General features: G+C 70.7%; 23 protein-coding genes. 17 read left to right on the forward strand and 6 right to left on the reverse strand.

From position 1 onward, the window contains the following. Nucleotides 1–30: 30 nt before the first annotated feature. The 12 genes from UN84_RS02565 to lpxL all read left to right on the forward strand — a co-directional run bounded on the left by UN84_RS02565 (nucleotide 31) and on the right by lpxL (nucleotide 10,851). Nucleotides 31–1,176: a GNAT family N-acetyltransferase gene (locus tag UN84_RS02565; protein WP_046079247.1), complete on the forward strand. Its 1,146-nt coding sequence runs from the start codon at nucleotides 31–33 to the stop codon at nucleotides 1,174–1,176. 91 nt (nucleotides 1,177–1,267) lie between these two features. After that, the gene (gene ftsB, locus UN84_RS02570; protein WP_035598959.1) at nucleotides 1,268–1,564 is read left to right on the forward strand and encodes a cell division protein FtsB; all 297 of its coding nucleotides are present in this window, start codon (nucleotides 1,268–1,270) and stop codon (nucleotides 1,562–1,564) included. Next, nucleotides 1,561–2,289 carry a 2-C-methyl-D-erythritol 4-phosphate cytidylyltransferase gene (gene ispD, locus UN84_RS02575; RefSeq protein ID WP_082090899.1) on the forward strand — a complete coding sequence of 243 codons (729 nt, stop codon included), beginning with the start codon at nucleotides 1,561–1,563 and terminating at the stop codon, nucleotides 2,287–2,289. The genes ftsB and ispD overlap by 4 nt, the downstream gene beginning before the upstream one ends. After that, a complete protein-coding gene (gene ispF / locus UN84_RS02580) occupies nucleotides 2,289–2,774 on the forward strand; it encodes a 2-C-methyl-D-erythritol 2,4-cyclodiphosphate synthase (protein WP_046080395.1) in 486 nt (161 codons plus the stop codon). The genes ispD and ispF overlap by 1 nt, the downstream gene beginning before the upstream one ends. After that, complete coding sequence (truD, locus tag UN84_RS02585; protein ID WP_046079246.1) at nucleotides 2,767–3,921, forward strand: tRNA pseudouridine(13) synthase TruD; 1,155 nt, start codon at nucleotides 2,767–2,769, stop codon at nucleotides 3,919–3,921. Before ispF ends, truD begins: the two co-directional genes overlap by 8 nt. Next, the gene (surE, locus tag UN84_RS02590) at nucleotides 3,896–4,642 is read left to right on the forward strand and encodes a 5'/3'-nucleotidase SurE (RefSeq protein WP_046079245.1); all 747 of its coding nucleotides are present in this window, start codon (nucleotides 3,896–3,898) and stop codon (nucleotides 4,640–4,642) included. Before truD ends, surE begins: the two co-directional genes overlap by 26 nt. After that, nucleotides 4,629–5,321, forward strand: a complete 693-nt coding sequence (locus UN84_RS02595; RefSeq protein ID WP_046079244.1) for a protein-L-isoaspartate(D-aspartate) O-methyltransferase — start codon at nucleotides 4,629–4,631, stop codon at nucleotides 5,319–5,321. Before surE ends, UN84_RS02595 begins: the two co-directional genes overlap by 14 nt. Nucleotides 5,322–5,480: 159 nt before the next feature. Beyond that, entirely contained in the window at nucleotides 5,481–6,419 is a 939-nt protein-coding gene (locus tag UN84_RS02600) for a DUF368 domain-containing protein (RefSeq protein WP_173834948.1), read from the forward strand. Continuing rightward, the gene (locus UN84_RS02605) at nucleotides 6,412–7,512 is read left to right on the forward strand and encodes a peptidoglycan DD-metalloendopeptidase family protein (RefSeq protein ID WP_046079242.1); all 1,101 of its coding nucleotides are present in this window, start codon (nucleotides 6,412–6,414) and stop codon (nucleotides 7,510–7,512) included. Before UN84_RS02600 ends, UN84_RS02605 begins: the two co-directional genes overlap by 8 nt. A 117-nt stretch (nucleotides 7,513–7,629) precedes the next feature. Continuing rightward, complete coding sequence (rpoS, locus tag UN84_RS02610) at nucleotides 7,630–8,613, forward strand: RNA polymerase sigma factor RpoS (RefSeq protein ID WP_035598977.1); 984 nt, start codon at nucleotides 7,630–7,632, stop codon at nucleotides 8,611–8,613. A 197-nt stretch (nucleotides 8,614–8,810) separates the two neighbouring features. Next, nucleotides 8,811–9,911 (forward strand): alanine racemase, encoded by a 1,101-nt coding sequence (gene alr / locus UN84_RS02615; protein ID WP_046079241.1) that lies wholly within the window; start codon nucleotides 8,811–8,813, stop codon nucleotides 9,909–9,911. Between the two features lie 19 nt (nucleotides 9,912–9,930). Continuing rightward, a complete protein-coding gene (lpxL, locus tag UN84_RS02620; RefSeq protein WP_046079240.1) occupies nucleotides 9,931–10,851 on the forward strand; it encodes an LpxL/LpxP family Kdo(2)-lipid IV(A) lauroyl/palmitoleoyl acyltransferase in 921 nt (306 codons plus the stop codon). Here the strand turns inward: lpxL and UN84_RS02625 are convergent. The 5 genes from UN84_RS02625 to UN84_RS02645 form a co-directional block, all read right to left on the reverse strand. Next, nucleotides 10,845–12,182 (reverse strand): DUF2254 domain-containing protein, encoded by a 1,338-nt coding sequence (locus UN84_RS02625; protein WP_046079239.1) that lies wholly within the window; start codon nucleotides 12,180–12,182, stop codon nucleotides 10,845–10,847. The two genes, lpxL and UN84_RS02625, sit on opposite strands and share 7 nt — an antisense overlap. 167 nt (nucleotides 12,183–12,349) lie before the next feature. Beyond that, complete coding sequence (gene ettA / locus UN84_RS02630; protein WP_046079238.1) at nucleotides 12,350–14,011, reverse strand: energy-dependent translational throttle protein EttA; 1,662 nt, start codon at nucleotides 14,009–14,011, stop codon at nucleotides 12,350–12,352. A gap of 212 nt (nucleotides 14,012–14,223) precedes the next feature. Continuing rightward, on the reverse strand, nucleotides 14,224–14,436 hold the full coding sequence (locus tag UN84_RS02635; RefSeq protein WP_046079237.1) for a PA3496 family putative envelope integrity protein: 213 nt from the start codon (nucleotides 14,434–14,436) through the stop codon (nucleotides 14,224–14,226). 190 nt (nucleotides 14,437–14,626) lie between these two features. After that, complete coding sequence (locus UN84_RS02640; RefSeq protein WP_046079236.1) at nucleotides 14,627–15,061, reverse strand: PAS sensor domain-containing protein; 435 nt, start codon at nucleotides 15,059–15,061, stop codon at nucleotides 14,627–14,629. Between the two features lie 103 nt (nucleotides 15,062–15,164). After that, nucleotides 15,165–16,478, reverse strand: a complete 1,314-nt coding sequence (locus UN84_RS02645; protein ID WP_046079235.1) for an MFS transporter — start codon at nucleotides 16,476–16,478, stop codon at nucleotides 15,165–15,167. Nucleotides 16,479–16,532: 54 nt separating this feature from the next. Here UN84_RS02645 and UN84_RS02650 point away from each other — a divergent pair, with 54 nt between their 5' ends. Then, nucleotides 16,533–16,802, forward strand: coding sequence for a SelT/SelW/SelH family protein (locus UN84_RS02650; protein WP_035598998.1), 270 nt, complete (start codon nucleotides 16,533–16,535; stop codon nucleotides 16,800–16,802). A 40-nt stretch (nucleotides 16,803–16,842) separates the two neighbouring features. Continuing rightward, nucleotides 16,843–17,733, forward strand: coding sequence for a DMT family transporter (locus UN84_RS02655; RefSeq protein WP_046079234.1), 891 nt, complete (start codon nucleotides 16,843–16,845; stop codon nucleotides 17,731–17,733). Here the strand turns inward: UN84_RS02655 and UN84_RS02660 are convergent. Beyond that, nucleotides 17,730–18,404 carry an arylesterase gene (locus tag UN84_RS02660; RefSeq protein WP_046079233.1) on the reverse strand — a complete coding sequence of 225 codons (675 nt, stop codon included), beginning with the start codon at nucleotides 18,402–18,404 and terminating at the stop codon, nucleotides 17,730–17,732. The two genes, UN84_RS02655 and UN84_RS02660, sit on opposite strands and share 4 nt — an antisense overlap. Nucleotides 18,405–18,414: 10 nt before the next feature. On the opposite strand from UN84_RS02660, the gene UN84_RS02665 reads away from it, so the two are divergent. The 3 genes from UN84_RS02665 to UN84_RS02675 are packed head-to-tail and all read left to right on the forward strand — an operon-like array spanning nucleotide 18,415 to nucleotide 23,103. Next, nucleotides 18,415–19,131 (forward strand): ABC transporter ATP-binding protein, encoded by a 717-nt coding sequence (locus tag UN84_RS02665; protein WP_046080394.1) that lies wholly within the window; start codon nucleotides 18,415–18,417, stop codon nucleotides 19,129–19,131. After that, nucleotides 19,131–21,668: an FtsX-like permease family protein gene (locus UN84_RS02670; protein WP_173835037.1), complete on the forward strand. Its 2,538-nt coding sequence runs from the start codon at nucleotides 19,131–19,133 to the stop codon at nucleotides 21,666–21,668. Before UN84_RS02665 ends, UN84_RS02670 begins: the two co-directional genes overlap by 1 nt. A gap of 10 nt (nucleotides 21,669–21,678) precedes the next feature. Next, nucleotides 21,679–23,103 carry a hypothetical protein gene (locus UN84_RS02675; protein ID WP_046079232.1) on the forward strand — a complete coding sequence of 475 codons (1,425 nt, stop codon included), beginning with the start codon at nucleotides 21,679–21,681 and terminating at the stop codon, nucleotides 23,101–23,103. Nucleotides 23,104–23,108 lie beyond the last annotated feature (5 nt).

The following is a 23,108-nucleotide window of genomic DNA, read 5'->3' on the forward strand; positions in this document are numbered from 1 at the left end:
CATCGTCAGCCGGCCCGGCCGGGAGAGTTCATGAGTCGATTGCGTGTCGTCGAACAAGCCGCCGTGGCGGAAGTGCCGGCCGGTGACTGGAACGCCCTGGTGGGCGACGATCACCCCTTCCTGCGCCACGAGTTCCTGCACGCCCTGGAGGCCAGCGGTGCGGCGAGCGAGGCGAGCGGCTGGTCGCCGCGGCATCTGACGCTGTGGCGCGACGAGGCGCTGGTCGGGCTGCTGCCGCACTACCACAAGCATCATTCCTATGGGGAGTACGTCTTCGACTGGGCCTGGGCCGATGCCTGGGAGCGCGCCGGCGGGCGCTACTATCCCAAGGGGCTCAGCGCGATTCCGTTCACCCCGGCACCGGGGCCGCGGCTGGCGCTGGCCGACGACGTCGACCCGCTCGAGGCGCGTCGACGCCTGGCCGAGCGCTGGGAAGCATCGACGCTGTCGAGCTGGCACCTGCTGTTCGCCGAGGAGGGCGAGGTCGCCGCCTGGCGCGAGGCACGGCCCGAGCTGATCGCCCGTGCCGGGGTGCAGTTCCAGTGGCGGGACCGGGGCTATGGCGACTTCGAGGGTTTCCTCGCCGCCCTGACCTCCAAGCGGCGCAAGGCCATTCGCCGCGAGCGTCGCCGGGTCGCCGAGCAGGGGCTGACCCTGCATCGGCTTGAGGGCGAGGCAATCGGCGAGGCCGATCTGGCGCACTTCTACCGCTGCTACCAGATCACCTACCTGGAACGCGGCCAGCAGGGCTATCTCAACCGCGACTTCTTCATGCGGCTGCGCCGCGACCTGCCCGAGGCGCTGGTGCTGATCCAGGCGCGTCTCGAGGGGCGGCCGGTGGCCGCGGCCCTGTGCCTGCAGGGAAACCGCACGCTCTATGGCCGCTACTGGGGCAGCGAGATCGAGGCCGACGGCCTGCACTTCGAGGCCTGCTACTACCAGGGCCTCGAGCATTGCCTGGCCCGGGGGCTGATTCGCTTCGACCCCGGCACCCAGGGCGAACACAAGCTGGCCCGGGGCTTCGCGCCGCGGCGTCTGACCTCGCTGCATCATGTCGCCGATCCGCGGCTACGTGCCGGGGTGGCGCGCTTCTGCGCCGAGGAGGCCGAGCACGTGGCGGCTTACGTCGCGGCCGCCGAGCGGGCGCTGCCGTTCCGCCTCGACGACGGCGGCTGACGCCCGTCAGGTGCCGGGGCTTTGATGGATGAGGCGGCCCGGGGAAGATGGCATACTACGCCCTCGAATTCCCTGGTGACGGACCCTCTACATGCTCAAGTGGCTGGCCATCGTGCTCATCGCCCTGCAGGCGCTGTTGCAGTATCGCCTGTGGCTCGGCGAGGGCGGACTGCGCGAGCTGGCCGAGGTGCGCCAGCGAGTGGACCGCCTGGAGGCCGAGAATGCGCCGCTGCGGGCGCGCAACGAGCGCCTCGCCGCCGAGGTGGTCGATCTCAAGAACGGCCTCGATGCCATCGAGGAGCGCGCGCGCAGCGATATCGGCATGGTGCGCCGCGACGAGCAGTTCTTCTGGGTGCCCGACGCCGAGCCGGCCGGGGAGGCGCCGTGAGCGAGCGCCTCTGGCTGGTGGTGCCCGCCGCGGGCCGCGGCCGGCGCATGGGCGCCGCCCTGCCCAAGCAGTATCTGCCCCTGGCCGGCCTCACCGTGCTGGCCCGTACCCTGGCGCGGCTCCACGAGGCCTTCCCCGAGGCGCGGCTTTGCCTGTGCCTGGACCCTGATGACGAACGCTTCGACCCGGCCGCAGTGCCCTTCGCCGACTGGCGGCGGGTGCCCGGCGGCGCCGAGCGCGTCGACTCGGTGACCAACGCCCTGGCCGCCATCGCCGGCGAGGCCGGCGCGGACGATACGGTGCTGGTCCATGACGTGGCCCGGCCCTGCGTGCGGGCCGAGGACCTGCGTCGGCTGGCGTCGGCGGTGGCCGACGACGCGGTGGGCGGGCTGCTGGCCGCGCCGGTGGCCGACACCATGAAGCGCGACGACGGCACCGGCCGGGTCGGCGGCACCGAGCCCCGTGACGGCCTGTGGCACGCCCTGACGCCCCAGGGCTTCGGCTACGGGCTGCTGCGCCGAGCGCTTGCCGAGGCCGCCGAACGCGGCGTCGCCGTCACCGACGAGGCCTCCGCGGTGGAGGCGCTGGGCCTCTCGCCGCGCCTGGTCAGCGGGCGCCGCGACAATCTCAAGATCACCCATCCGGAGGATCTGGCGCTGGCCGAGGCCATCCTCGCCGCCCAGAAAGCGCCTGCTCCCTCCGCCGACAGGAACGACTGCGCATGATGCGAATCGGCCACGGCTTCGACGTCCACCGCTTCGGCGAGGGCGACCACCTGCGGATCGGCGGCGTCGCCATTCCCTTCGACCGCGGCTTCGTCGCCCACTCCGACGGCGACGTGCTGCTGCATGCGATCTGCGATGCCCTGCTCGGCGCCTGCGCGCTGGGCGACATCGGCCGCCACTTCCCCGACACCGATCCGGCCTGGGCCGGCGCCGACAGCCGCGAACTGCTGCGCCGGGTGGTGGCGCAGGTGCGCGCGGCGGGCTACCGGGTCGGCAACCTGGACGCCACGGTGATGGCCCAGGCGCCCAAGCTCTCGCCCCACGTCGAGGCCATGGCCGAGGCCATCGCCGCCGACCTGGCGGTGGCGCGCGGCGCCGTCAACGTCAAGGCGACCACCACCGAGCGGTTAGGCTTCACCGGCCGCGGCGAGGGCATCGCCGCCGAGGCGGTGGTGCTGCTGACGGGAGAGAGCGCCGATGTCTGAGGGAACGCACGAGGCGACGTCCCCACAGCAGGCGGCGGCGATCGTCTGGCCGCCTAGCTGGCCGCGGGTACTGGACGCGCACTTCGGCGCGCCGCGCCCCGGCGGCTACCGCGCCACGCCGGAGGACTTCCAGGTCGAGGAGCAGCTCGGCTTCGAGCCGGAAGGGCAGGGCGAGCACCTGTGGCTGTGGCTCGAGAAGCGCGACCTGACCACCGCCATGGTCGCTCGCCGCCTGGCCAGGGCCTGCGAGGTCACCCAGCGCGATGTCGGCTACGCCGGCATGAAGGATCGCCATGCGGTGACCCGCCAGTGGTTCTCGGTGCACCTGCCCGGCCGCGAGGCGCCGGACGATCTCGAGGCGCGGCTGGCCGACCTGCCACTGACGCTGCTCGAGGTGACCCGGCATCCGCGCAAGCTCAAGCGCGGGGTACACGCCGCCAACCGCTTCCGGCTGCGCGTCACCGGCGAGGCGCTGACCGACCCGCACCTCGCCGAGCGCTGGGCCTGGCTGTGCCACCACGGCGCGGCCAACTACTTCGGCCCGCAGCGCTTCGGCGCCGACGGGCGCAATATCCACCGCGCGGCCGGCGTGCTGGCCCGGGGCTGGCGCAAGCGCGACGACCGCGAGGGCATGCTGCTCTCCGCGGCGCGCAGCTACCTGTTCAACGAGCTGCTGGCCGCGCGCATCGAGGCGGGCGACTGGGCGACGCCGCTGCCCGGCGAGGCGGTGATTCTCGACGGCTCGTCGAGCCAGTTCGTGGCCGAGACCGTCGACGACTCGCTGATCGCGCGCGCCGAGCGGCTCGACCTGCACCCCAGCGGCGTGCTCTGGGGGCAGGGCCGTTCGGTGGCCCAGGGCGAGGCCCTGGCCCGCGAGCAGGCGCTGGCCGAGGCGCATCCCGCGCTGTGCGACGGCCTCGTGCGCGCCGGGGTGAAGACCGCCCGCCGGCCGCTGCGCCTGCGCCTGGCCGCCCCGCGACTGGCGCCCGGCGAGGGTGAGGCCTGGTTCTCCTTCACGCTGCCCCGGGGGGCCTTCGCCACCGCCGTGCTGCGCGAGCTGATCGCCCACCCGACCCTGAGTTTCCACCCGCCCCGTCAGGGGCCCGAGCAAGGAGCCGCGGATGCGTCGACTGCTGCTGTCCAATGATGACGGGGTGCATGCCCCGGGCCTGCGTGCCCTGCATGACGCCCTGGCCCCCCACGCGCGGCTGCGCGTGGTGGCCCCCGACCGCGACAAGAGCGGTGCCAGCAATTCCCTGACCCTGACTCGCCCCCTGGCGCTGTCGACCCTGGACAACGGCTTCTACAGCGTCGACGGCACCCCGGCGGACTGCGTCTACCTGGGCGTCAACGGGGTCTGGGAGGAACGCCCGGACCTGGTGATCTCGGGCATCAACCACGGCGGCAACCTGGGCGACGACGTGCTCTATTCGGGCACCGTGGCCGCCGCCATGGAGGGCCGCAACCTGGGCATGTCGGCGATCGCCATGTCGCTGGTCGGCCACCGCTACTTCGAGACCGCCGGCCGGGTGGCGGCGAGCCTGGTCGGGGCCGCCGACCGGCTCTCGCTGCCGCCGCGCAGCCTGCTCAACGTCAACGTGCCGGACCTGCCCTGGGAGGAGATCCGCGGCCTCAAGGTGACGCGCCAGGGCTACCGGGGCCCGGCGGCCGAGCCGCTGGAGGTGCTCGACCCGCGCGGGCGCAAGCGCTACTGGATCGCCGCCGCGGGCGAGAGCGCCGACGACGGTCCGGATACCGATTTCGCCGCCGTGGAGGCCGGCTTCGTGTCCATCACGCCGCTGCAGCTCGATCTGACCCGGCATGCGGCGCGCGACGACGTGCAGGAATGGCTGGATGCACTCACCTGACTCTCGCCGCCGGCTGCGTCCGGAGCTGTTGAAGGGCGTCGGCATGACCTCGCAGCGCACCCGCGACCGCATGGTCGAGCGTCTGGCCCGCCAGGGCATCGCCGACCGGCGGGTGCTGGAGACCATGGCCGAGGAACCGCGCCACCTGTTCCTCGACGAGGCGCTGTCTCACCGCGCCTACGAGGACACCTCGCTGCCCATCGGCCACGGCCAGACGCTGTCGCAGCCGTGGATCGTGGCGCGTATGACCGAGCTGGTGCGCGAGGAGGCGCCGACGAGGGTGCTGGAGGTCGGTACCGGCTCCGGCTATCAGACCCTGATACTGGCGCGGCTGGTGACGGAACTCTGGTCGGTGGAGCGGATCAATGCCCTGCATCGTCGCGCCGGCGAGCGGCTGCGGCTGCTGAGCGTGCACAACGCCCACCTGCGGCTGGCCGACGGCGGCCACGGCTGGCCCGAGGCCGCGCCTTTCGAGGTCATCCTGCTGACTGCCTGCGCCGGCTCGCTGCCCGAGCCGCTGCTGGCCCAGCTGGCCGACGGTGGGGTGATGATCGCACCGCTGGCCGAGCGTGACGGCCGGCAGTGGCTGGTGCGGGTACGCCGTCAGGGGGAGCGCTTCGAGAAGGAGCGCCTGGAGCCGGTGCGCTTCGTGCCGCTGCTGGAAGGAGTGATCCGCTAGGCCCGGATCGGGTCGGCAGGCGCCAGGGAAGGCGTCGGGGCCGCGAAAGCGCTGATCTATGTCGTGAGCGTTCACGGTGAGTCGCCATATATCAGTGTTTTCTCAGGGAGTAACAGGTTCTTGAAGCGTCAACTAGGTCTCTTGTTCAGGGGCGCCGGCATGGGCGCCGCCGATGCGGTGCCCGGTGTCTCCGGCGGCACCATCGCCTTTATCACCGGCATCTACGAGGAGCTGCTGCTGACCGTGCGTCGCTTCGGCCCAAGCGCCTTCGGCGCCTGGCGCCAGGGCGGCATGGCCGGGCTGATCGCCCATCTCAACCTCGGCTTCCTGGTGCCGCTGCTGGCCGGCATCGCCGCCAGCCTGATCAGCGTCGCCCACCTGGTGGTGTGGCTGATGGAGGATCACCCGCTGCTGCTCAACGGCTTCTTCTTCGGCCTGGTGGCGGCCTCCGCGCTGGTGGTCGGCCGGCATCCCGCCGACTGGCGATTCTGGCACCTGCTGCCGCTGGCCATCGGGCTGCTGCTGGCCCAGCTGCTGCCGGCGCTGATGCCGCTGATCGGGCGGCTCGGCAGCCCCGAGCTCATGCTGGTGGTCGGCGGTGCCATCGCCATCAGCGCCATGCTGCTGCCCGGGGTCTCGGGCAGTTTCCTGCTGCTGACCATGGGTCTGTATGGCAAGGTGATGGATGCGATCCGCGATGTCGACCTGGGGGCGATCCTGCTGTTCGGCGGCGGCTGCCTGATCGGGCTGTTCGCCTTCTCGCGGCTGCTGTGCTGGTTGCTGCTGCGCTTTCACACCGCCACCCTGCAGCTGCTGGTGGGGTTCATCCTCGGCTCGCTGCCGGTGCTGTGGCCCTGGCGCGAGCTGGTGAGCTACCAGCTCGGGCCGGACGGCCAGATGATTCCCCTCGACTACCGTTACCTGACGCCGTCGGCGTTCACCGAAGTGACCGGCGATCCCGCTCAACTGCTGGGAGTGGCGGCGCTGATGCTGGCCGGCGCCGCCCTGGTGTGGAGCATCGGCAGGACCCAGAATGGCGATCAGACCGTTGCCCCGGGCGGGCGACACGAGAACAAGGAGGAAGGTTCCGATGCATAAGGTTTTGCTCATTTCAGGGCTGGCCCTGACCCTGGCGGGCTGCGCCGCCTCCCAGGAAGCCCCGCCGCCGGTGCAGGTCCAGGACCTGTCGTCCAGCCGGTCGGCCGAGCGCCCGGCCAGCTATACCGTCGAGGCCGGCGATACCCTCTACGGTATCGCCTGGCGCCACGACATGGACTACCGCGATCTGGCGCGTCTCAACCGCATCGAGCCGCCCTACAACATCCAGCCGGGCCAGCAGCTGACGCTGGGCGGCAGCGCCAGCGCCGGTAGCAGCAGCGCCAGTGCATCCGGCGGGGCGGTCAGCGCCGCGGCGGCCGGCGGCGCCGTGGCGACCGGCCTCGGCGGCGAGAGCCAGGACGACGGGTCGCTGGACTGGCTGTTGCCTGACGGCAGCACCGAGCGCAGCGGCGACCAGGCGCAGGCCGGGGAGGCCGCCGCCGGAGACGAGGCGGGCAGTGACGGTCCGGGGCCGGTTTACGATCCCGAGAGCCCGGGCGCCGACGGTACCCTGAGCGAGAGCGACCAGGCCGAGCGCCGCAGCCGCGAGGAGCGTGAGCAGGCGACGGCGGAAGGCGAGGCCCAGGCCGCTTCCGACGCCGGGGCGACCCAGACCGCCGAGAGCGAGTCCGAGGCCGAGTCGCAGGCCGATGCCGGCACCCGGGTGGCCGGCGAGCCGGAGGCCGAATCCCGCGAGTCGCGCAGCTACACGCCGGTGGATGAGGTGCCCTGGCAGTGGCCCGTCGACGGCGAGGTGGTCGGGACCTTCGGCGAGGGAGGCAGCATCACCGCCGGCATTGATATCGATGGGCAAAAGGGGCAACCTGTCAAGGCGGCCGGGCCAGGCATCGTGGTCTACGCGGGCAGTGGCGTACGCGGGTACGGCAACCTGATCCTGCTCAAGCACAACGATGAGTTCCTGAGCGCCTATGCCCACAACGACAGCCTGAGGGTCAAGGAAAACGACGTTGTCGAGACCGGCGAGGTGATCGCCACCATGGGCGACAGCGACGCCGAGGATGTCAGGCTGCACTTCGAGGTGCGCAAGGACGGCCAGCCTCAGGATCCGCTGGAGTTTCTGCCCAAGCGTTGAATGAAAAGGGTCGCCAAGCCGCTCGTGTCAGCAAAGCAACACAATACAATGACAACCTCTGACATCGATCGTTTCGAGCATGACACGGTGCTCGATACAACCATGGGGTAACAATCGATGAGCATGCTTGAACGGGACCTGAACGAGGTGGACATGGAGTCGGCAGAGGAGGCCGGTGAGCAGGAGGTCGAACTCGAGACCGCCGCGCCCGATGATGCGGACGCGGCCTTTGAGAAGGCGCTGAGCCGCGAAGACCGCCACTATCACCACAGCCTCGATGCTACCCAGATCTACCTCAACGAGATCGGCTTCTCGCCGCTGCTGACGCCGGAGGAGGAGGTCTTCTACGGCCGCCTCGCCCGCAAGGGCGACCCCGCCGGCCGCTCGCGGATGATCGAGTCCAACCTGCGCCTGGTGGTCAAGATCGCACGGCGCTACCTGAATCGCGGCCTGACCCTGCTCGACCTGATCGAGGAGGGTAACCTGGGGCTGATCCGCGCCGTGGAGAAGTTCGACCCCGAACGCGGCTTCCGCTTCTCCACCTACGCCACCTGGTGGATTCGCCAGACCATCGAGCGGGCGCTGATGAACCAGACCCGCACGATCCGCCTGCCGATCCACGTGGTCAAGGAGCTCAACATCTACCTGCGGGCGGCCCGCGAGCTGACCCAGAAGCTCGACCACGAGGCCACCGCCGAGGAGATCGCCGAACACCTCGACAAGCCGGTAGAGACCGTCAAGAAGATGATGGGGCTCAACGAGCGTGTCTCGTCGGTGGACTATCCCGTGGGGGCGGAGAGCGACAAGCCGCTGATCGAGACGCTGACCGACGACAACGAGCTGGGGCCGGAATCGAATCTGGTGGACGGCGACGTCAAGCAGCACGTCGACGACTGGCTGGCCGAGCTCACCGACAAGCAGTGCGAGGTAGTGGTGCGCCGCTTCGGGTTGCGCGGTCACGAGGCCTCGACCCTCGAGCAGGTCGGCGAGGAGATTGGCCTGACCCGTGAGCGGGTGCGCCAGATCCAGGTCGAAGCGTTGAAGAAGCTGCGCCGCATGCTCGACAAGCAGGGGCTCGACCTCGACGCCATCTTCGAGTGAGCCACCCCTCGAGCCGAAAGCCAGGACCCGCGTCCTGGCTTTCTTCGTTATGACATGTCGATAGTCATATCAACTGCCATTGTGTTGATAAGCATTGATTTTTGCTGGATTTTTGCATTAATTCGGTGTTTGTGGCCGTGAAAACGGCGCCGGTTTGCAAAATAATGGAGGTTTTGCCCTTCCCGGAGACGCCTCGCATGGCAAGACCGCTACGCGCCGATATCGACCTGGACGCCCTGCGTCACAACTACCGCCTGGCCCGCGAGCTGGCACCTCACAGCCAGGCCGTGGCGGTGCTCAAGGCCGATGCCTACGGTCATGGCCTGATCGCCTGCGCGCGGGCCCTGGAGGGGCTGGCACCGGCCTTCGCCGTGGCCTGCATCGAGGAGGCCGAGGCTCTGCGAGAGGGCGGTATCACGGCGCCCGTGGTGCTGCTGGAGGGCATCTTCGAGACCAGCGAGCTCGAGCGCGTCGAGGCCCTGGGCCTGTGGGTGGCGGTGCACAGCGACTGGCAGCTGGACGCCCTGCTGGCGCGTCGCCCGGCGCGGCCCACCCCGGTGTGGCTGAAGGTAGATTCCGGCATGCACCGGCTGGGCTTCCCTCCCGAGCGGGCCGAGGCGGCCTGGCGACGCCTCAGCGAAGCCCCCGAGTGCGTCACCGACCTGCACCTGATGAGCCACTTCGCCACCGCCGATGCCGTCGATACCGCCTACTTTCGCCGCCAGTCGGCGCTGCTGGCCGAGCTTGCCGAGCGGCTCGGCGCGCCCACCTGCCTGGCCAACTCCCCGGCGACCCTGGCCCGCGCCGAGGCCTACGGCGCCTGGAATCGCCCCGGCGTGATGCTCTACGGCAGCGACCCCCTCGAGGCGGCCAACGCCGCCAGCCGGCGGCTTCGCCCGGTGATGACCCTGCATTCGGAGATCATCGCCGTGCGCGAGCTCGAGGCGGGCGAGCCGGTGGGCTACGGCGGCCGCTGGACGGCGTCGCGGCCCTCGCGCGTCGGCGTCGTGGCCTGCGGCTATGGCGACGGCTACGACCGCCACGCTGTGGACGGCACGCCGGTGCTGGTCGACGGCCGCCGCGCCGCCATCGCCGGCAAGGTGTCCATGGACATGCTGATCGTCGACCTGACCGAGCTGCCCGAGGCCGATATCGGCAGCGAGGTGGTGCTGTGGGGGCGGGCGTCGAACGGCGAGGTGCTGTCGGTGGACGAAGTGGCCCGCCACTGCGACACCATCAGCTATACGCTGCTCACCGGGGTGCTGCCCCGGGTGCCGAGGCGCTATCATGGGGGCTGAACCCGAGTAAGAGCGCCCCATGTCCAAGGACGAGACCGCCACACCGACCTCCTTCGCCCATCCCCGTTACTGGCCGACCTGGCTGTCCATCGGTGCCATGCGTGTCGCCGCCTGGCTACCCTGGCGACTCAAGCTGTGGATCGGCCGGGCCATCGGCCTGGCCGCCTGGCGCTTTGCCGGTCGGCGGCGGCACATCACCGAGACCAACATCCGACTGTGCTTCCCGGAGCTGGACGAGGACCAGCGTGCTCGTCTGGTGCGCGAGGCCTTCATCGCCAATGGCATCGGCATCCTGGAGACGGCCACCGGCTGGTGTCGCGATCCCGAGCACCTGCGCCACCGCGTGACCTTCAAGGGGCAGGAGCACATGGCGCGCGCCCAGGCCCAGGGCAAGGGCGTGCTGATCATCGGCATCCACTTCTCGACCCTGGATCTGGGCGGGGCCCTGCATTCGCTGTTCTTCTCCGCCGACGCGGTCTATCGTCCCCACGACAATCCGCTGTTCGAGCGCTTCATGACCCGCGCCCGCTCGCGGATCTTCGGCCGCGCCATCGACCGCTACGACCTGCGCGGCGTGGTGCGCCGGCTCAAGGCCGGCCACAACGTCTGGTATTCGCCGGATCAGGACTTCGGCCGCGACGCCAGCGTCTTCGCGCCCTTCTTCGGCGTCGAGGCGGCGACCGTCAAGCTGACCGCCAAGATCGCTCGCATGACCGGGGCGCCGGTCATGCCGCTGGTCTTCCACCGCAATCCCGACGACCACACCTATACCCTGGAGTACCTGCCGGCGCTGGAAGGCTTCCCCAGCGGCGACGAAGTGGCCGACGCCACCCAGGTCAACGCCGTCATCGAGGCCGCCATCCGCCGTCATCCCGAGCAGTACCTGTGGCTGCACCGCCGCTTCAAGACCCGTCCCAGGGGCGAGCCGAAGCTCTACTGACCCGCGCCACCCTTCGGCGGCAGCTCGCGGGGCAGCGCCAGCCGGTGTCGTCCCCGGGTCAGCCGGTCGCCGACGAAGGCCCGGTCCATGGGATGGTCGGAGATGCGCTCGAGCCGTGCCACGACGCGCTCGGCCATGGCCTGCAGGGCGCTGAGCCGCGTGCCGTCGGCCTCGAGTGACAGCACCTTCAGCGCCTTGAGCAGCCCCAGCAGCACGCTCTGATCGTCGCCGCCGTAGTGCAGCAGCGGCACGAACAGTCGATGCAGCAGGCTGTCGAGGCCTTCCAGCGGCCAGGTCACCCGCAGCCGTTGCTGCTCGTCGAGCAGGGCGTTGGTCGGCTGCCAGGCCAGATGATGGCGCAGCAGGTCGGTCAGGCGATGCAGGCACAGCCGCGCCGTGCCCGGGTCGTTGATGCCCGGCGACAGGGCCTTGATCGCCACCTCCATCAGCTGCGTCATGCCGTGCACGTAGTGTTCGCTCACCGACTCGCCGTCCAGCCGTACCAGGCACTCCTGCAGCGCCTCCTCCCAGGCCGCGTCCGGTGCCTCCTCGGCCTCCAGCATGGCCACGGGGGCGCCCTCGATCAGATAGTCGCCGAAGCGAAAGCTCAGGTGCAGCCGGCCGTTCACGCCTGCCGCCAGCCTCGCCATGGCGGCGAGATCGGCACTCTGGACATAGCCTTCCTGGCGCATCCGGATCTCGTGGCAGGGCGGTCGCGGCAGCGGTCGCGCGTCCATGCATCGCCAGCGCTCTCCCCGCTGACGCGCCTGCTGGCGATGCATGGCCCGGAGCGTGGTGTCATGCAGATCACGGATCACGGCGTCGATCTGGACCGATTGCGAGGCGTTGTGGATGAAATAGACGAACAACCCCAGGCAGTGTACGACCAGGATGCAGGCCAGATAGACGGCGGGCGCCATCCAGCCCCGGGCGTCGTCCGGGGCCATCAGCAGCAGGAGCAGCAGCAGGATGGTGCCGAGGTAGTGGCCCAGTACCCACTGGTGGCGACGCTCGCTGATCAGCCCGAACACCAGCTTGTGGGAGAAGTTGCCGCCGGCCTGGGAGAGGATCGACATGACCATGGAGAAGCTGAACACCATCAGCGAGATCATGCCGCCGAGCAGCGCGGTCATCAGCCCGCGGGCGCCGTCGGGCAGCGGCGGAATCCAGGCCTCGAGGCCATCGGGAAAGCCGACGTCGAGGGTGGTGCTGAGCAGGATCATGAGGCCCAGCAGGCCGTAGCTCGCGGCGGCCAGGGTCGGCAGGTAGGCGATGCTGCTGGCGAAGCGCCGGAACAGCTGAACGGGGTGAAGCAGAAGCGTCGGTGACATGGCCGGTCCTCGCGCGGCCAGGATGACGGCATTCGCGGCGCCGCGCTCCGCCACATCTTCTTATGGCGGCTTAGGCCGCCGCTGTCCAGCGGCCGGGGCCAACGCAAAAACCCCACGACCAGTCGGCCGTGGGGTTGTCGTCCCGCTTCCAGCGCTAGGCTGTCAGCTTAGGCATCAATCCTTTTGTACTTCATGCGATGCGGGGTCTCGTCGCCGACGCGCTTCTTGTGATCCGCCTCGTACTCGGTGTAGTTGCCCTCGAAGAACTCCACGTGCGACTCGCCCTCGAAGGCGAGGATGTGCGTGGCGATGCGGTCGAGGAACCAGCGGTCGTGGGAGATCACCAGGGCGCAGCCGGGGAAGGCCAGCAGGGCTTCTTCCAGGGCACGCAGGGTCTCGATGTCCAGGTCGTTGGACGGCTCATCGAGCAGCAGCACGTTGGCGCCCTGCTTCAGCGTCTGGGCCAGCTGCAGGCGACCGCGCTCACCGCCGGACAGGTCCGACAGGCGCTTCTGCTGGTCGTTGCCCTTGAAGTTGAAGCGGCCGACGTAGGCCCGCGAGGACACCTCGTAGCCGTTGATGTTGAGGATGTCCTGGCCGTCGGACACCGCTTCCCAGACCGTCTGCTTGTTGTCCAGGGCGTCGCGCAGCTGCTCGACGTAGGCGATGTCGACGGTATCGCCCTTGACCACCTCGCCGGTGTCCGGCTGCTCGGTGCCGTTGATCAGCTTGAACAGGGTCGACTTGCCGGCGCCGTTGCCGCCGACGATGCCGACGATGGCGCCGGGCGGAATCGCGAAGTCCAGGTTCTCGTACAGCAGCTTGTCATCGAAGGCCTTGGACACGCCGTGGAACTCGATGACCTTGTCGCCCAGGCGCGGACCGGGCGGAATGTAGATCTCGTTGGTCTCGTTGCGCTGCTGGAAGTCGCCGGACTGCATCTCCTCGAAGCGGTTGAGGCGTGCCTTGCTCTTGGCCTGACGGCCCTTGGCGTTGGAGCGCACCCACTCGAGCTCGTGCTTGATGGCCTTCTGGCGCGAGGCTTCCTGCTTGGCTTCCCGCTCCAGGCGCTGCTCCTTGGCCTCGAGCCACTGGGAGTAGTTGCCTTCGAAGGGGATGCCCTCGCCGCGGTCGAGCTCGAGGATCCAGCCGGCCACGTTGTCGAGGAAGTAGCGGTCGTGGGTGATCGCTACCACGGTGCCGCTGTAGTCGTGCAGGAAGCGCTCGAGCCAGGCCACGGACTCGGCGTCCAGGTGGTTGGTCGGCTCGTCGAGCAGCAGCATGTCGGGGCTGGAGAGCAGCAGGCGGCACAGCGCCACGCGGCGACGCTCGCCACCGGAGAGGTGACCTACCTGGGCCTCCCAGGGCGGCAGGCGCAGGGCCTCGGCGGCCACCTCGAGCTTGCGCTCCAGGTTATGGGCGTCGGCGGCCTCGATGATGTTCTCGAGGCGGGCCTGTTCGGCGGCCAGGGCGTCGAAGTCGGCGTCCGGCTCGGCGTAGGCGGCATAGACGCCGTCGAGCTTCTCCTGGGCCTCCTTGATGGCGCCCAGTGCCTCTTCCACGGTCTCGCGGACGTTCTTCTCGTCGTCGAGTTCCGGCTCCTGGGGCAGGTAGCCGACGTTGATGCCCGGCATCGGGCGGGCCTCGCCCTCGAACTCGGTGTCGACGCCGGCCATGATGCGCAGCAGGGTCGACTTGCCCGCGCCGTTGAGGCCGAGCACGCCGATCTTGGCGCCGGGGAAAAAGGACAGCGAGATGTCCTTGAGAATCTGTTTCTTGGGCGGAACGACCTTGCCCACCCGATTCATGGTGTAGACGTATTGCGCCATGGAAGCTCACTAATGTTTTGAAAAGCAGGATGCGGAGTGCGGGTTGGAGGTTCTGATAGCAGAATCCGCTGGACCACGATGATAGAGCCCGGGCGGAGTAATGGCTAGGTGTGAGGGGAACGGTGCGAGGGGCGAGGGGCGAGACGAAAGGTGCGAGGAACCCCTTGGCGCATGTCCTTGGCCATCGTCTTTCTGTCGCCGCCCCTCGACCCTCACTCCTCCTCGTCGAGGTCCCAGTCGTCGTCGATGGTGCGCCTCAGGCGGCGCTCCTCCAGCAGCGCCTCCAGCCGGCGTCTGGCCTGCAGCTGTTCGGCACGGCTCGCCGGTCGGGCACGGCGATCGTCGTCATCGTTGACGGCCTCGTCGGGGGCGTCGTCATAGGCGTCGTCGTGAAGGGGTGCTTCGTGATAGCTGTTCTGGCGCATGCGAGGTCCTCCCATGGCCGGCCGCGAAGGGCGGCGAAACGGATCCGAACCCCGCGTTGCGCGAGGCCCCAGGGCGCCGTTGCGGGCACCTGACGGCTATATAAGGCGAGACGGGAGGCGATGCAAGTCCCCCGCGCGACATGGCGTGTCGCGCGGGGCGGGAAGGGGAACCGAGAGAGCGTTCGGCGGTTCAGGACAGGCCGTGTTCGGCCTTGAGACGCGCCAGCTCGTGCTGGGCCTCGACGCGGGCGGTGACGTCCTTCTGCACGCCGATGAAGTAGGTGAGGTTGTCCTGCTCGTCGAACACCGGGGTGATCGACAGCTCGTTGTAGAACAGGGTGCCGTCCTTCTTGTAGTTGCGCAGCACCTCGCGGCAGGGGCGGCCCTCGGCGAGCGCCTGACGGATCTCCACCAGCCCCGGCTGATCGCGATCGTCGTTCTGCAGGAAGCGGCAGTCGCGGTAGAGGATCTCGTCGGCGCTGTAGCCGGTCAGGCGCTCGAAGCCCTGGTTGACGTAGATCAGGATGTTCTCGTCGCCTTCCTGTTCGGCGACGACGATGCCGTCCTCGGAGGCATCGACCATGCGTTCGAGCAGGTCGGGGCTGATCATGGCGGGGCGTTTCATCGAGGCATTCCTGTCGCGAGATCGTGATGGACCGCGCCGCGTGCGCGGTCCCGTTGCGAAGTATCATGGCCAGCCGCCGGCCGGATTTCAACGCCGGCTACCCTCATTCGACCTCCGGCAGGCCCTGAGTGCTGGCCGCCGCGGCCAGCGCGGTCGCGGCCAGCGCCAGCAGCAGGGCGCCGTTGCCGAGCCACTGGGCCAGGGCGCCGACCAGCCCGCCGACGATCAGCATCAGTACGCCGGTCAGGGTGTTGGAGAGTGCCACGTAGAGCGCGCGATCCTCGGCGCCGGCCAGGTCGACGACGTAGGTCTTGCGTCCCAGCCGGGCCCCGGCGTGGACGATCACCAGCAGCGCGTAGAGCCCGGCGTAGGGCCAGACGCTGGTGGTCCAGGCCTGGGGCAGCCAGGCCAGCAGCGCGCCGGCCGCGCAGCACACGGCGGTGCCGAGGGCGGCGAGACGCATCACCCGGCGGCTGGAGTCGTCGGCGCGCTTGCCCCAGATCGGGCTGGCCAGCATGCCGGCGAGGCCGGAGACGATCACCAGCACGCCCAGGTCGCCGAGTTCGTCGCCGCTCTGGCGCTGGCCCAGCAGGGCGACGTAGGGCAGTGCCAGGGCGCTCGACAGCAGCAACGCCCGGGACAGGTTGAAGTGGCGGAAGGCACGGTCCTGGCGCAGCAGGCGCAGGCCCTCGCGCAGCGTCGAAGCGATGCTGTCGCCGCCTTCCGAGGCGCCGGGCACCTCGTGGATGCGCGCGGCGCACAGCGCATTCACGGCCCAGCCCAGGGCGGCCACCCCCAGCAGCGCGGCCAGGGCGAGCTCGCCGGGGCGGTCACCGAAGGCCATCAGCACCACGCCGGCGGCCAGGGTGGCGGCGCCGGCCAGGCTGCCGCTCCAGCCCATCAGGGTGCCCCGGCGCTGCTTGGCGATGGTCTTGCCCAGCACGTCCTTGGTGGCGATCGACGACAGGCCGCGGGCCAGTGACAGCACCACCAGCACGGCGAGCACCAGGGCGCCGCCTAGCCCGCCCCGGCCGAACAGCGCCAGCAGGGCCAGGGCGGCCGCGGCCAGCGCCTGGAGCAGGGCGCCGACCACCCACACGCCCTTGCGCTCGGGGCGGCCGCGGATGACGCCGGCCACGAACACCTGGGGCAGCAGGGCGCCGGCCTCGCGGATCGGCACCAGCAGACCGACCATCCAGATCGGCGCGCCGATGGCGCCGAGCAGCCAGGGCAGTACCAGCCGGGCACTGGCCAGCTCGTCGGCGAGCTTGTTGCCCAGCGATGCCGCCAGATGCAGGAAGAAGTTGCGCGGCTGCTCCTGGCAGGCCTCGTCGGGGATGTCCTTGCACATCCGGCTGTCCTCGTCGCCGGTCAGCCGCTCGTAGAGGCGGGTCTGGCTGATCTCGGGGGCGGCCATGGTGGCTCCTCGCTGGTAGGATGAAGCGCTCATTGTTGCGACAGGAAGGGCATCGTGTCACGTATTCGCATTCACTACTGTACCCAGTGCCAATGGCTGCTGCGCAGTGCCTGGTACGCCCAGGAGCTGCTCTCGACCTTCGGTGAGGACCTCGAGGAGGTCAGCCTGGTGCCGTCCCACGGCGGCTACTTCGAGATCTTCTGCGACGAGCAGAGCCTGTGGGAGCGCAAGCGCGATGGCGGTTTCCCCGACAGCAAGACGCTGAAGCAGCGCGTGCGCGACCGCCTCGACCCGACGCGGGAGCTGGGACACATCGATCGCTGAGTCGGCCGTCTGCCGGCTCGATACCTAGCAGGGAGAGCTTATGACAACGGATCGTCGCGCCATGCTCTACGGGCTGGGCGCCGTGGCGCTCTGGTCCACGGTGGCCACCGCCTTCAAGGTGGCGCTCGAGCGGATGACGCCGCTGGAGCTGATGTGGCTCGCGGCGCTGGTGTCCTGGGCGCTGATCGGCGCGCTGGTGGTGCGCCGGGGCCTGCTCGGCGAGGCGCTGAAGCGCGGCTGGCGCACCGCGGCCTGGGCGGGGCTGATGAATCCGGTGGCCTATTACCTGGTGCTGTTCGCCGCCTATGACCGTCTGCCGGGGCAGGAGGCGATGGCGCTGAACTACACCTGGGCGCTGGCCATGGCGCTGCTGGCGGTGCCGATCCTCGGCCAGCGGCTTACGCTCGTGGACGCGCTGGCCGGGCTGGTGGCCTATTCGGGGGTGTGGGTGATCGCCACCCGTGGCGCGGTGCTCGACGTGGCCTTCGCCGACCCGCTGGGCGTGGGGCTGGCGCTGGTCTCGACGCTGATCTGGGCGCTCTACTGGCTGCTCAACGTGCGCGACCGGCGCCCGCCGCTGGTGGCCCAGTGGCAGAACTTCAGCGTCGGGGTGCCGGTACTGACCGGGCTGTTGCTGTTCGGGCCGGGTTTCCGGTGGCACGGCCTCGACGGGCTCGCCGCCGGGGTCTACGTGGGCCTGTTCGAGATGGGCATCGCCTTCGTGCTGTGGCAGCTGGCGGTGGGCACGGTGTCGCGCACCGCCAAGGTCTCCAACCTGATCTTCCTGTCGCCGCCGGTGTCGCTGATGCTGCTCTACCTGGTCGTCGGCGAGCCGATCCTGCCCTCGACCCTGGTGGGGCTGGTGCTGATCCTCGGCGGACTGGTGCTGCAGCAGTGGCAGAAGGCGCCGGCTGCGCCGGGCGACGCCTAGTCTCTCCGTACGGCCAGCGCCACCCCTTCCTCTTCCAGCAGCGGCGCCAGCGCCGGCCAGACGTTGTCGAGCAGCGTGGGCTGGGCGGCCGCCGTGGGATGGATGCCGTCGTCCTGCATCAGCGAGTCGTCCAGCGCCACGCCCTCCAGCAGGAAGGGCACCAGCGCCACCTCGAAGCGGTCGGCGAGCTCGTCGTAGACCCCGGTGAAGGCGTCGCGGTAGGCCGGCCCGTAGTTGGGCGGAATGTCGATGCCGAGCAGCAGCACCTCGGCGTCGGCGGCCCGGCTCTGCTCGATCATGCCGGCCAGGTTGGCGCGCATCTGCTGCGGCGGCAGGCCGCGCAGGCCGTCGTTGCCGCCCAGTTCCAGCACCACCAGGTCGGGGGCGTGCTCCTCGAGCAGCGCCGGTAGCCGCGTCGCGCCGCCGCTGCTGGTCTCGCCGCTGATGCTGGCGTTGATCACCCGGGCCTTTCCCTCCAGCCGCCGGGCCAGCAAACTGACCCAACCGGCCTCGCGCTCGATGCCGTAGGCGGCGCTCAGGCTGTCGCCCATCACCAGCACCCGCGGGCGCTCGGCGGCCGCCGCCGGGACGGCCACCAGCACCAGCAGCGTCCACAGCAGGCACGCCGTCAGGACGCCTTGGGCTCGACCAACAGGGATGCGCTTTCTCATGACCGACCTCATGTCCGACTCCTCGCCAGCAAACCTTCATCCTATGCTACGCGCCGCCCACCTGACCAAGCGGGTGGAGAGCGGCGAGCGTTCGCTGACCATTCTGAGTGATCTTGCCCTCGAGGTGTTCCCCGGCGAGACGCTGGCCATCCTCGGCCAGAGCGGGGCGGGCAAGTCGACCCTGCTCGGCCTGCTGGCCGGGCTCGACGCACCGAGCGGCGGCGAGCTCGAGCTGTTCGGCGAATCCCTCGGCGAGCTTGACGAGGACGGCCGCGCCGGGCTTCGCGCCGGACGGGTCGGCTTCGTGTTCCAGAACTTCCAGCTGCTGCCGACGCTGACCGCGCTGGAGAACGTGCTGCTGCCGCTGGAGCTGGCCCCGGACGGCGACGCCGAGGCCCGCGCCCGCGAATGGCTCGGCCGGGTGGGGCTCGGCGAGCGCCTCGATCACCTGCCCAAGCAGCTTTCCGGCGGCGAGCAGCAGCGCGTGGCCCTGGCCCGCGCCTTCGTCACCGGCGCCGAGCTGGTGTTCGCCGACGAGCCCACCGGCAACCTCGACCCCGCCACCGGCGAGCGCATCATCGACAGCCTGTTCGCTCTCAATCGCGAGGCCGGTACCACCCTGGTGCTGGTCACCCACGATCTGGCCCTGGCGCGGCGCTGCGATCGCTGCCTGCGGCTCGTCGACGGGCGACTCGAGGCGATCGCGCGCGAGGAGGCCGAGGCATGATGCGCCACGCCGTAGCACTATCGTGGAGGGGCCTCAGGCGCGACCTGCGGGCCGGCGACGTGCGCGCGCTGTTCCTGGCGCTGACCCTGGCGGTGGCCGCCGCCACCATGATCGGCTTCTTCCTCGACCGCCTGGAGCGCGGCCTGACCCGCCAGGCCGGCCAGCTGCTGGGCGGCGACGTGGTGCTCGAGCAGTCGCGGCCCTTCGATCCCGAGCTGCGCCGCGCCTTCGAGGACGCCGGCCTCGCGCTCTCCGATCAGGTCGACATGGTGTCGATGGTCAGCGCCGGCGAGGCCTTCCAGCCGGTGGGCGTGAAGGCGGTCGACGATGCCTACCCCCACTACGGCGAGTCCGTGGTCGACCGCGGCTCGGGCCCTGAGGCGCTGCCCCGCGGGCCCGAGCGCGGCGGCGCCTGGGTCGCCCCGCGCCTGGCGCAGCTGCTCGACCTCGAGCTCGGCGACACCCTGCGCCTGGGCCAGGCCGAGCTCGAGGTGAGCGGGGTGATCGAGCGCGAGGCCGATCCCTCGGCCGGCTTCTCCAGCTTCAACCCGCGGCTGATGGTGCACGTCGACGATCTCGAGGCCACCGGGCTGATCCAGCCCGGCTCGCGCATCGAGTACGAGCTGCTGGCCGCCGGCCCGCCCGAGGCGGTGGAGGCGATCACGCCTCGGCTCGAGCGCCTGCGCGCCGAGGGCGTGGAGGTGCAGGATGTGCGCCGCGACCGGCCGCGGCTCGGCAGCGCGCTGTCCCGGGCCGACCGTTACCTGAGCCTGGCCGGGCTCGCTGCGGTGCTGCTGGCCGGCGTGGCGGTGGCCATGGCCACCCGGCGCTACGTGGAACGCCACCTGGACACTGCGGCGCTGCTGCGCTGCTTCGGGGCCCGCCAGGCCGAGCTGGTGCGGCTGTTCGCCCTGCAGCTGCTGTGGCTGGCGCTGGCGGCCTCGGCACTGGGCGCGCTGCTGGGGCTGGCCGGCCAGGCGCTGCTGCTGGCGCTGCTCGGCCGGCTGCTGGCGGTGGAGCTGCCACCGCCGGGACCGATGCCGCTGGCGCTCGGCGTGCTGACCGCGCTGGCGGTGCTGGCCGGCTTCGCCGGGCCGACCCTGCTGCGCCTGCGGCGGGTCAGCGCGCTCAAGGTGCTGCGCCGCGAGCTGGACCCGCTGCCGGCCTCCGCCTGGTGGGTGGTGGGGGCGGCGGCGCTGGTGTTCGGCGCGCTGCTGTGGCTCTACTCCGGCGATCCGATCCTGTCGCTGTCCTTGCTGCTCGGCGGCGGCCTGGCGCTGGCGGTGCTGTGGGGCCTGGGTGGGCTGCTGCTCGGCGGCGTGCTGGCGCTGTGCTCGCGGCTGCCGGCGCGCGGCGGGGCCGGATACCTGCAGGCGCTGCGCCTGGGCGGGCGCCAGCTGGCCCGGCGCCGCGCCGCCAGCCTCGGCCAGCTGCTGGCGTTCTCGGTGGCGCTGTTCGCCATGGCGATGATCGCCCTGGTGCGCGGCGACCTGCTCGACGCCTGGCGCGAGCAGCTGCCCGAGAACACGCCCAACCAGTTCGCCATCAACATCCAGCCCGGCGAGCGCGACGCCTTCGCCGCGGCCCTGAACGAGGGCGCCGAATCGCGCAGCGATCTTTACCCCATGGTGCGCGGCCGGCTCACCGCCATCGACGGTGCCGAGCCCCGCGAGGCGGTGCCGGCGGAGGCGCGCGGCGACAACGCGCTGCGCCGCGAGCTCAACCTGACCTGGCGCGCCGACCCGCCGGAGGGCAACCGGCTGGTGGCGGGGGAGTGGTTCGACGCCGAGGCGGCGACGGGCGGCGAGGCCGCGACGCCGGTGCCGATCTCGCTGGAGAGCGGGCTGGCCGGACGGCTGGGGCTCGAGCTCGGCGACGTGCTGACCTTCACCGTCGGCAGCGCCACCATCGACGGCGAGATCACCAGCCTGCGCGACCTGGACTGGGACAGCTTCCGGCCCAATTTCTACGTGATCTTCCCGCCGGGCGTGCTGGAGCGCTTCGGCCACAGCTATATCACCGCCTTCCATCTGGCGCCCGACGAGCGCGCGCTGCCGGGCCGGCTGGTGCGCGACTTCCCCGGCGTCACCCTGCTCGACGTGGAGGCGATCCTCGAGCGGGTCCGCGAGGTGCTGTCGCAGGTCACCCGGGCCGTGGAACTGGTGCTGGTGCTGGTGCTGCTGGCCGGGATCAGCGTGCTGCACGCCGCCCTGGCCGCCAGCCTGCCGGTGCGCGCCCATGAGGCCGGGCTGCTGCGGGTGTTCGGCGCCGGCGACCGGCTGCTGCGCCGGGTGCAGGGCGCCGAGTTCGCGCTGCTGGGGCTGGCCAGCGGCCTGCTGGCCGCGGCGCTGACCGAGCTGGCCGCGGCCGGGCTCTACGGCGGCTGGCTCGACCTGACGCCGCGCTGGCATCCGGCGCTGTGGCTGGCGCTGCCGCTGGGCGGGGCGCTGCTGGTCGGCGCCATCGGCCAGTGGCTGTCGCGGGGCATCCGGCGCCGGGCGCCCGCCGAGAGTCTGGGGCTGCTGGGCGAAGCATGAGGATGACGGAATGAAGGAATCGCTGCGCTATGCACTGCTCGAGGCCCAGCTGGAGCTGGCCCGCCAGGCCTCGCGCTCGGTGGTGCTGGTGGTCACCGGCCACGCCGCCGCCGGCAAGACGGCGCTGATCAACGAGCTCAACCATCGCCTCGAGAATCGCCTGACCGAGGTGCACGCCCTGGCGCCGAGCAGCGAGGAGCGCGAGCGTCCCTACTGGTGGCGCTACTGGCGTCGCCTGCCGGCCCGCGGGCGGGTCGGCGTGTTCGTCCACGGCTGGTACGGCGATGCGCTGTTCGCCCGTACCGAGCAGCGCCTGGGGGAGGGCGCCTTCCACGACCGCCTGGCCGAGATCCGTGCCTTCGAGGCCGAGCTGGCCGCCGAGAACGTGGCGATCGTCAAGCTGTGGCTGGACATCGACCGCGACGTCCAGGGGCGCCACCTGAAGGCGCTGTGGCACGACCCCGAGCGGGCCTGGCAGGTCAAGGATCACGACTGGCAGCGCCATCTCCAGTACCACGCTCTGGATGCCCTGGGCCGCGAGATGCGCGAGGCCACCGAGGCCGATCATGCGCCCTGGCTCCGCCTGGCCGGGGGCCCCGAGGAGACGCCGATCAAGGCCCTGGCCCAGAGGCTGGTGGCGGCCATGGCCGGCCCGCTGCCCGATGTCGAGTCGCCGCTCACCACGCCCACGGCGGGCATCGGGGCGCCGCCGCGGCTGTCGGACCTCGACGCCGCGTCGCCCGAGGCCATGGACAAGGCCACCTATCGGGAACGCCTCAAGGAGGCCCAGGCCCGATTGGCCGGCAACGCCCGCGAGATCCAGCGTCGGCGGATTCCCGTGGTACTGGCCTTCGAGGGCCAGGACGCCGCCGGCAAGGGCGGCTGCATCCATCGCCTGACCTCGGCGCTCGACGCTCGCCAGTATCGCGTCCATCGCATCGCCGCGCCCAGCGAGGAGGAGCGCGCCCACCCCTGGGCCTGGCGCTTCTGGCAGCGGTTGCCGCTGGATGGCCGGGTGGCGATCTTCGATCGCTCCTGGTACGGCCGGGTGCTGGTGGAACGCGTCGAGGGCCTGGCCGAGCCGGCCGCCTGGCGCCGCGGCTATGACGAGATCCGCCGCTTCGAGCGCCAGCTGCTGGCCCATGGCGCGGTACTCGGCAAGCTGTTCCTGGCGGTCGACAAGGACGAGCAGCTGCGCCGCTTCCGTGCGCGCGCCGAGACGCCCCACAAGCGCCACAAGCTGACCGAGGAGGACTGGCGCAATCGCGAGCGCTGGGACGACTACCGGCGGGCGATCGACGACATCTTTGTGCATACTCATGACGTCGACGGGGGCTGGGCCCTGATCGACGCCAATGACAAGCGCCGCGCCCGGCTGGCGGTGCTGGACCACGTCAACCGCCTGCTCGAGGCGCGTCTCGCCGAACCGCGCTGACGCCC

The sequence above is a fragment of the Halomonas sp. HG01 genome, from assembly GCF_000968715.2.
Lineage (GTDB): Bacteria > Pseudomonadota > Gammaproteobacteria > Pseudomonadales > Halomonadaceae > Halomonas > Halomonas halophila.

Coding starts and splice junctions, on each gene's coding strand:
- alr (WP_046079241.1), top strand. CDS start 8,811: ATGGCAAGACCGCTACGCGCCGATATCGACCTGGACGCCCTGCGTCAC.
- rpoS (WP_035598977.1), top strand. CDS start 7,630: ATGAGCATGCTTGAACGGGACCTGAACGAGGTGGACATGGAGTCGGCA.
- surE (WP_046079245.1), top strand. CDS start 3,896: ATGCGTCGACTGCTGCTGTCCAATGATGACGGGGTGCATGCCCCGGGC.
- UN84_RS02565 (WP_046079247.1), top strand. CDS start 31: ATGAGTCGATTGCGTGTCGTCGAACAAGCCGCCGTGGCGGAAGTGCCG.
- UN84_RS02670 (WP_173835037.1), top strand. CDS start 19,131: ATGCGCCACGCCGTAGCACTATCGTGGAGGGGCCTCAGGCGCGACCTG.
- UN84_RS02625 (WP_046079239.1), bottom strand. CDS start 12,182: ATGTCACCGACGCTTCTGCTTCACCCCGTTCAGCTGTTCCGGCGCTTC.
- lpxL (WP_046079240.1), top strand. CDS start 9,931: ATGTCCAAGGACGAGACCGCCACACCGACCTCCTTCGCCCATCCCCGT.
- UN84_RS02600 (WP_173834948.1), top strand. CDS start 5,481: ATGGGCGCCGCCGATGCGGTGCCCGGTGTCTCCGGCGGCACCATCGCC.
- UN84_RS02655 (WP_046079234.1), top strand. CDS start 16,843: ATGACAACGGATCGTCGCGCCATGCTCTACGGGCTGGGCGCCGTGGCG.
- truD (WP_046079246.1), top strand. CDS start 2,767: ATGTCTGAGGGAACGCACGAGGCGACGTCCCCACAGCAGGCGGCGGCG.
- UN84_RS02645 (WP_046079235.1), bottom strand. CDS start 16,478: ATGGCCGCCCCCGAGATCAGCCAGACCCGCCTCTACGAGCGGCTGACC.
- UN84_RS02635 (WP_046079237.1), bottom strand. CDS start 14,436: ATGCGCCAGAACAGCTATCACGAAGCACCCCTTCACGACGACGCCTAT.
- UN84_RS02595 (WP_046079244.1), top strand. CDS start 4,629: ATGCACTCACCTGACTCTCGCCGCCGGCTGCGTCCGGAGCTGTTGAAG.
- UN84_RS02605 (WP_046079242.1), top strand. CDS start 6,412: ATGCATAAGGTTTTGCTCATTTCAGGGCTGGCCCTGACCCTGGCGGGC.
- ettA (WP_046079238.1), bottom strand. CDS start 14,011: ATGGCGCAATACGTCTACACCATGAATCGGGTGGGCAAGGTCGTTCCG.
- UN84_RS02640 (WP_046079236.1), bottom strand. CDS start 15,061: ATGAAACGCCCCGCCATGATCAGCCCCGACCTGCTCGAACGCATGGTC.
- ftsB (WP_035598959.1), top strand. CDS start 1,268: ATGCTCAAGTGGCTGGCCATCGTGCTCATCGCCCTGCAGGCGCTGTTG.
- UN84_RS02660 (WP_046079233.1), bottom strand. CDS start 18,404: ATGAGAAAGCGCATCCCTGTTGGTCGAGCCCAAGGCGTCCTGACGGCG.
- ispF (WP_046080395.1), top strand. CDS start 2,289: ATGCGAATCGGCCACGGCTTCGACGTCCACCGCTTCGGCGAGGGCGAC.
- UN84_RS02675 (WP_046079232.1), top strand. CDS start 21,679: ATGAAGGAATCGCTGCGCTATGCACTGCTCGAGGCCCAGCTGGAGCTG.
- UN84_RS02665 (WP_046080394.1), top strand. CDS start 18,415: ATGTCCGACTCCTCGCCAGCAAACCTTCATCCTATGCTACGCGCCGCC.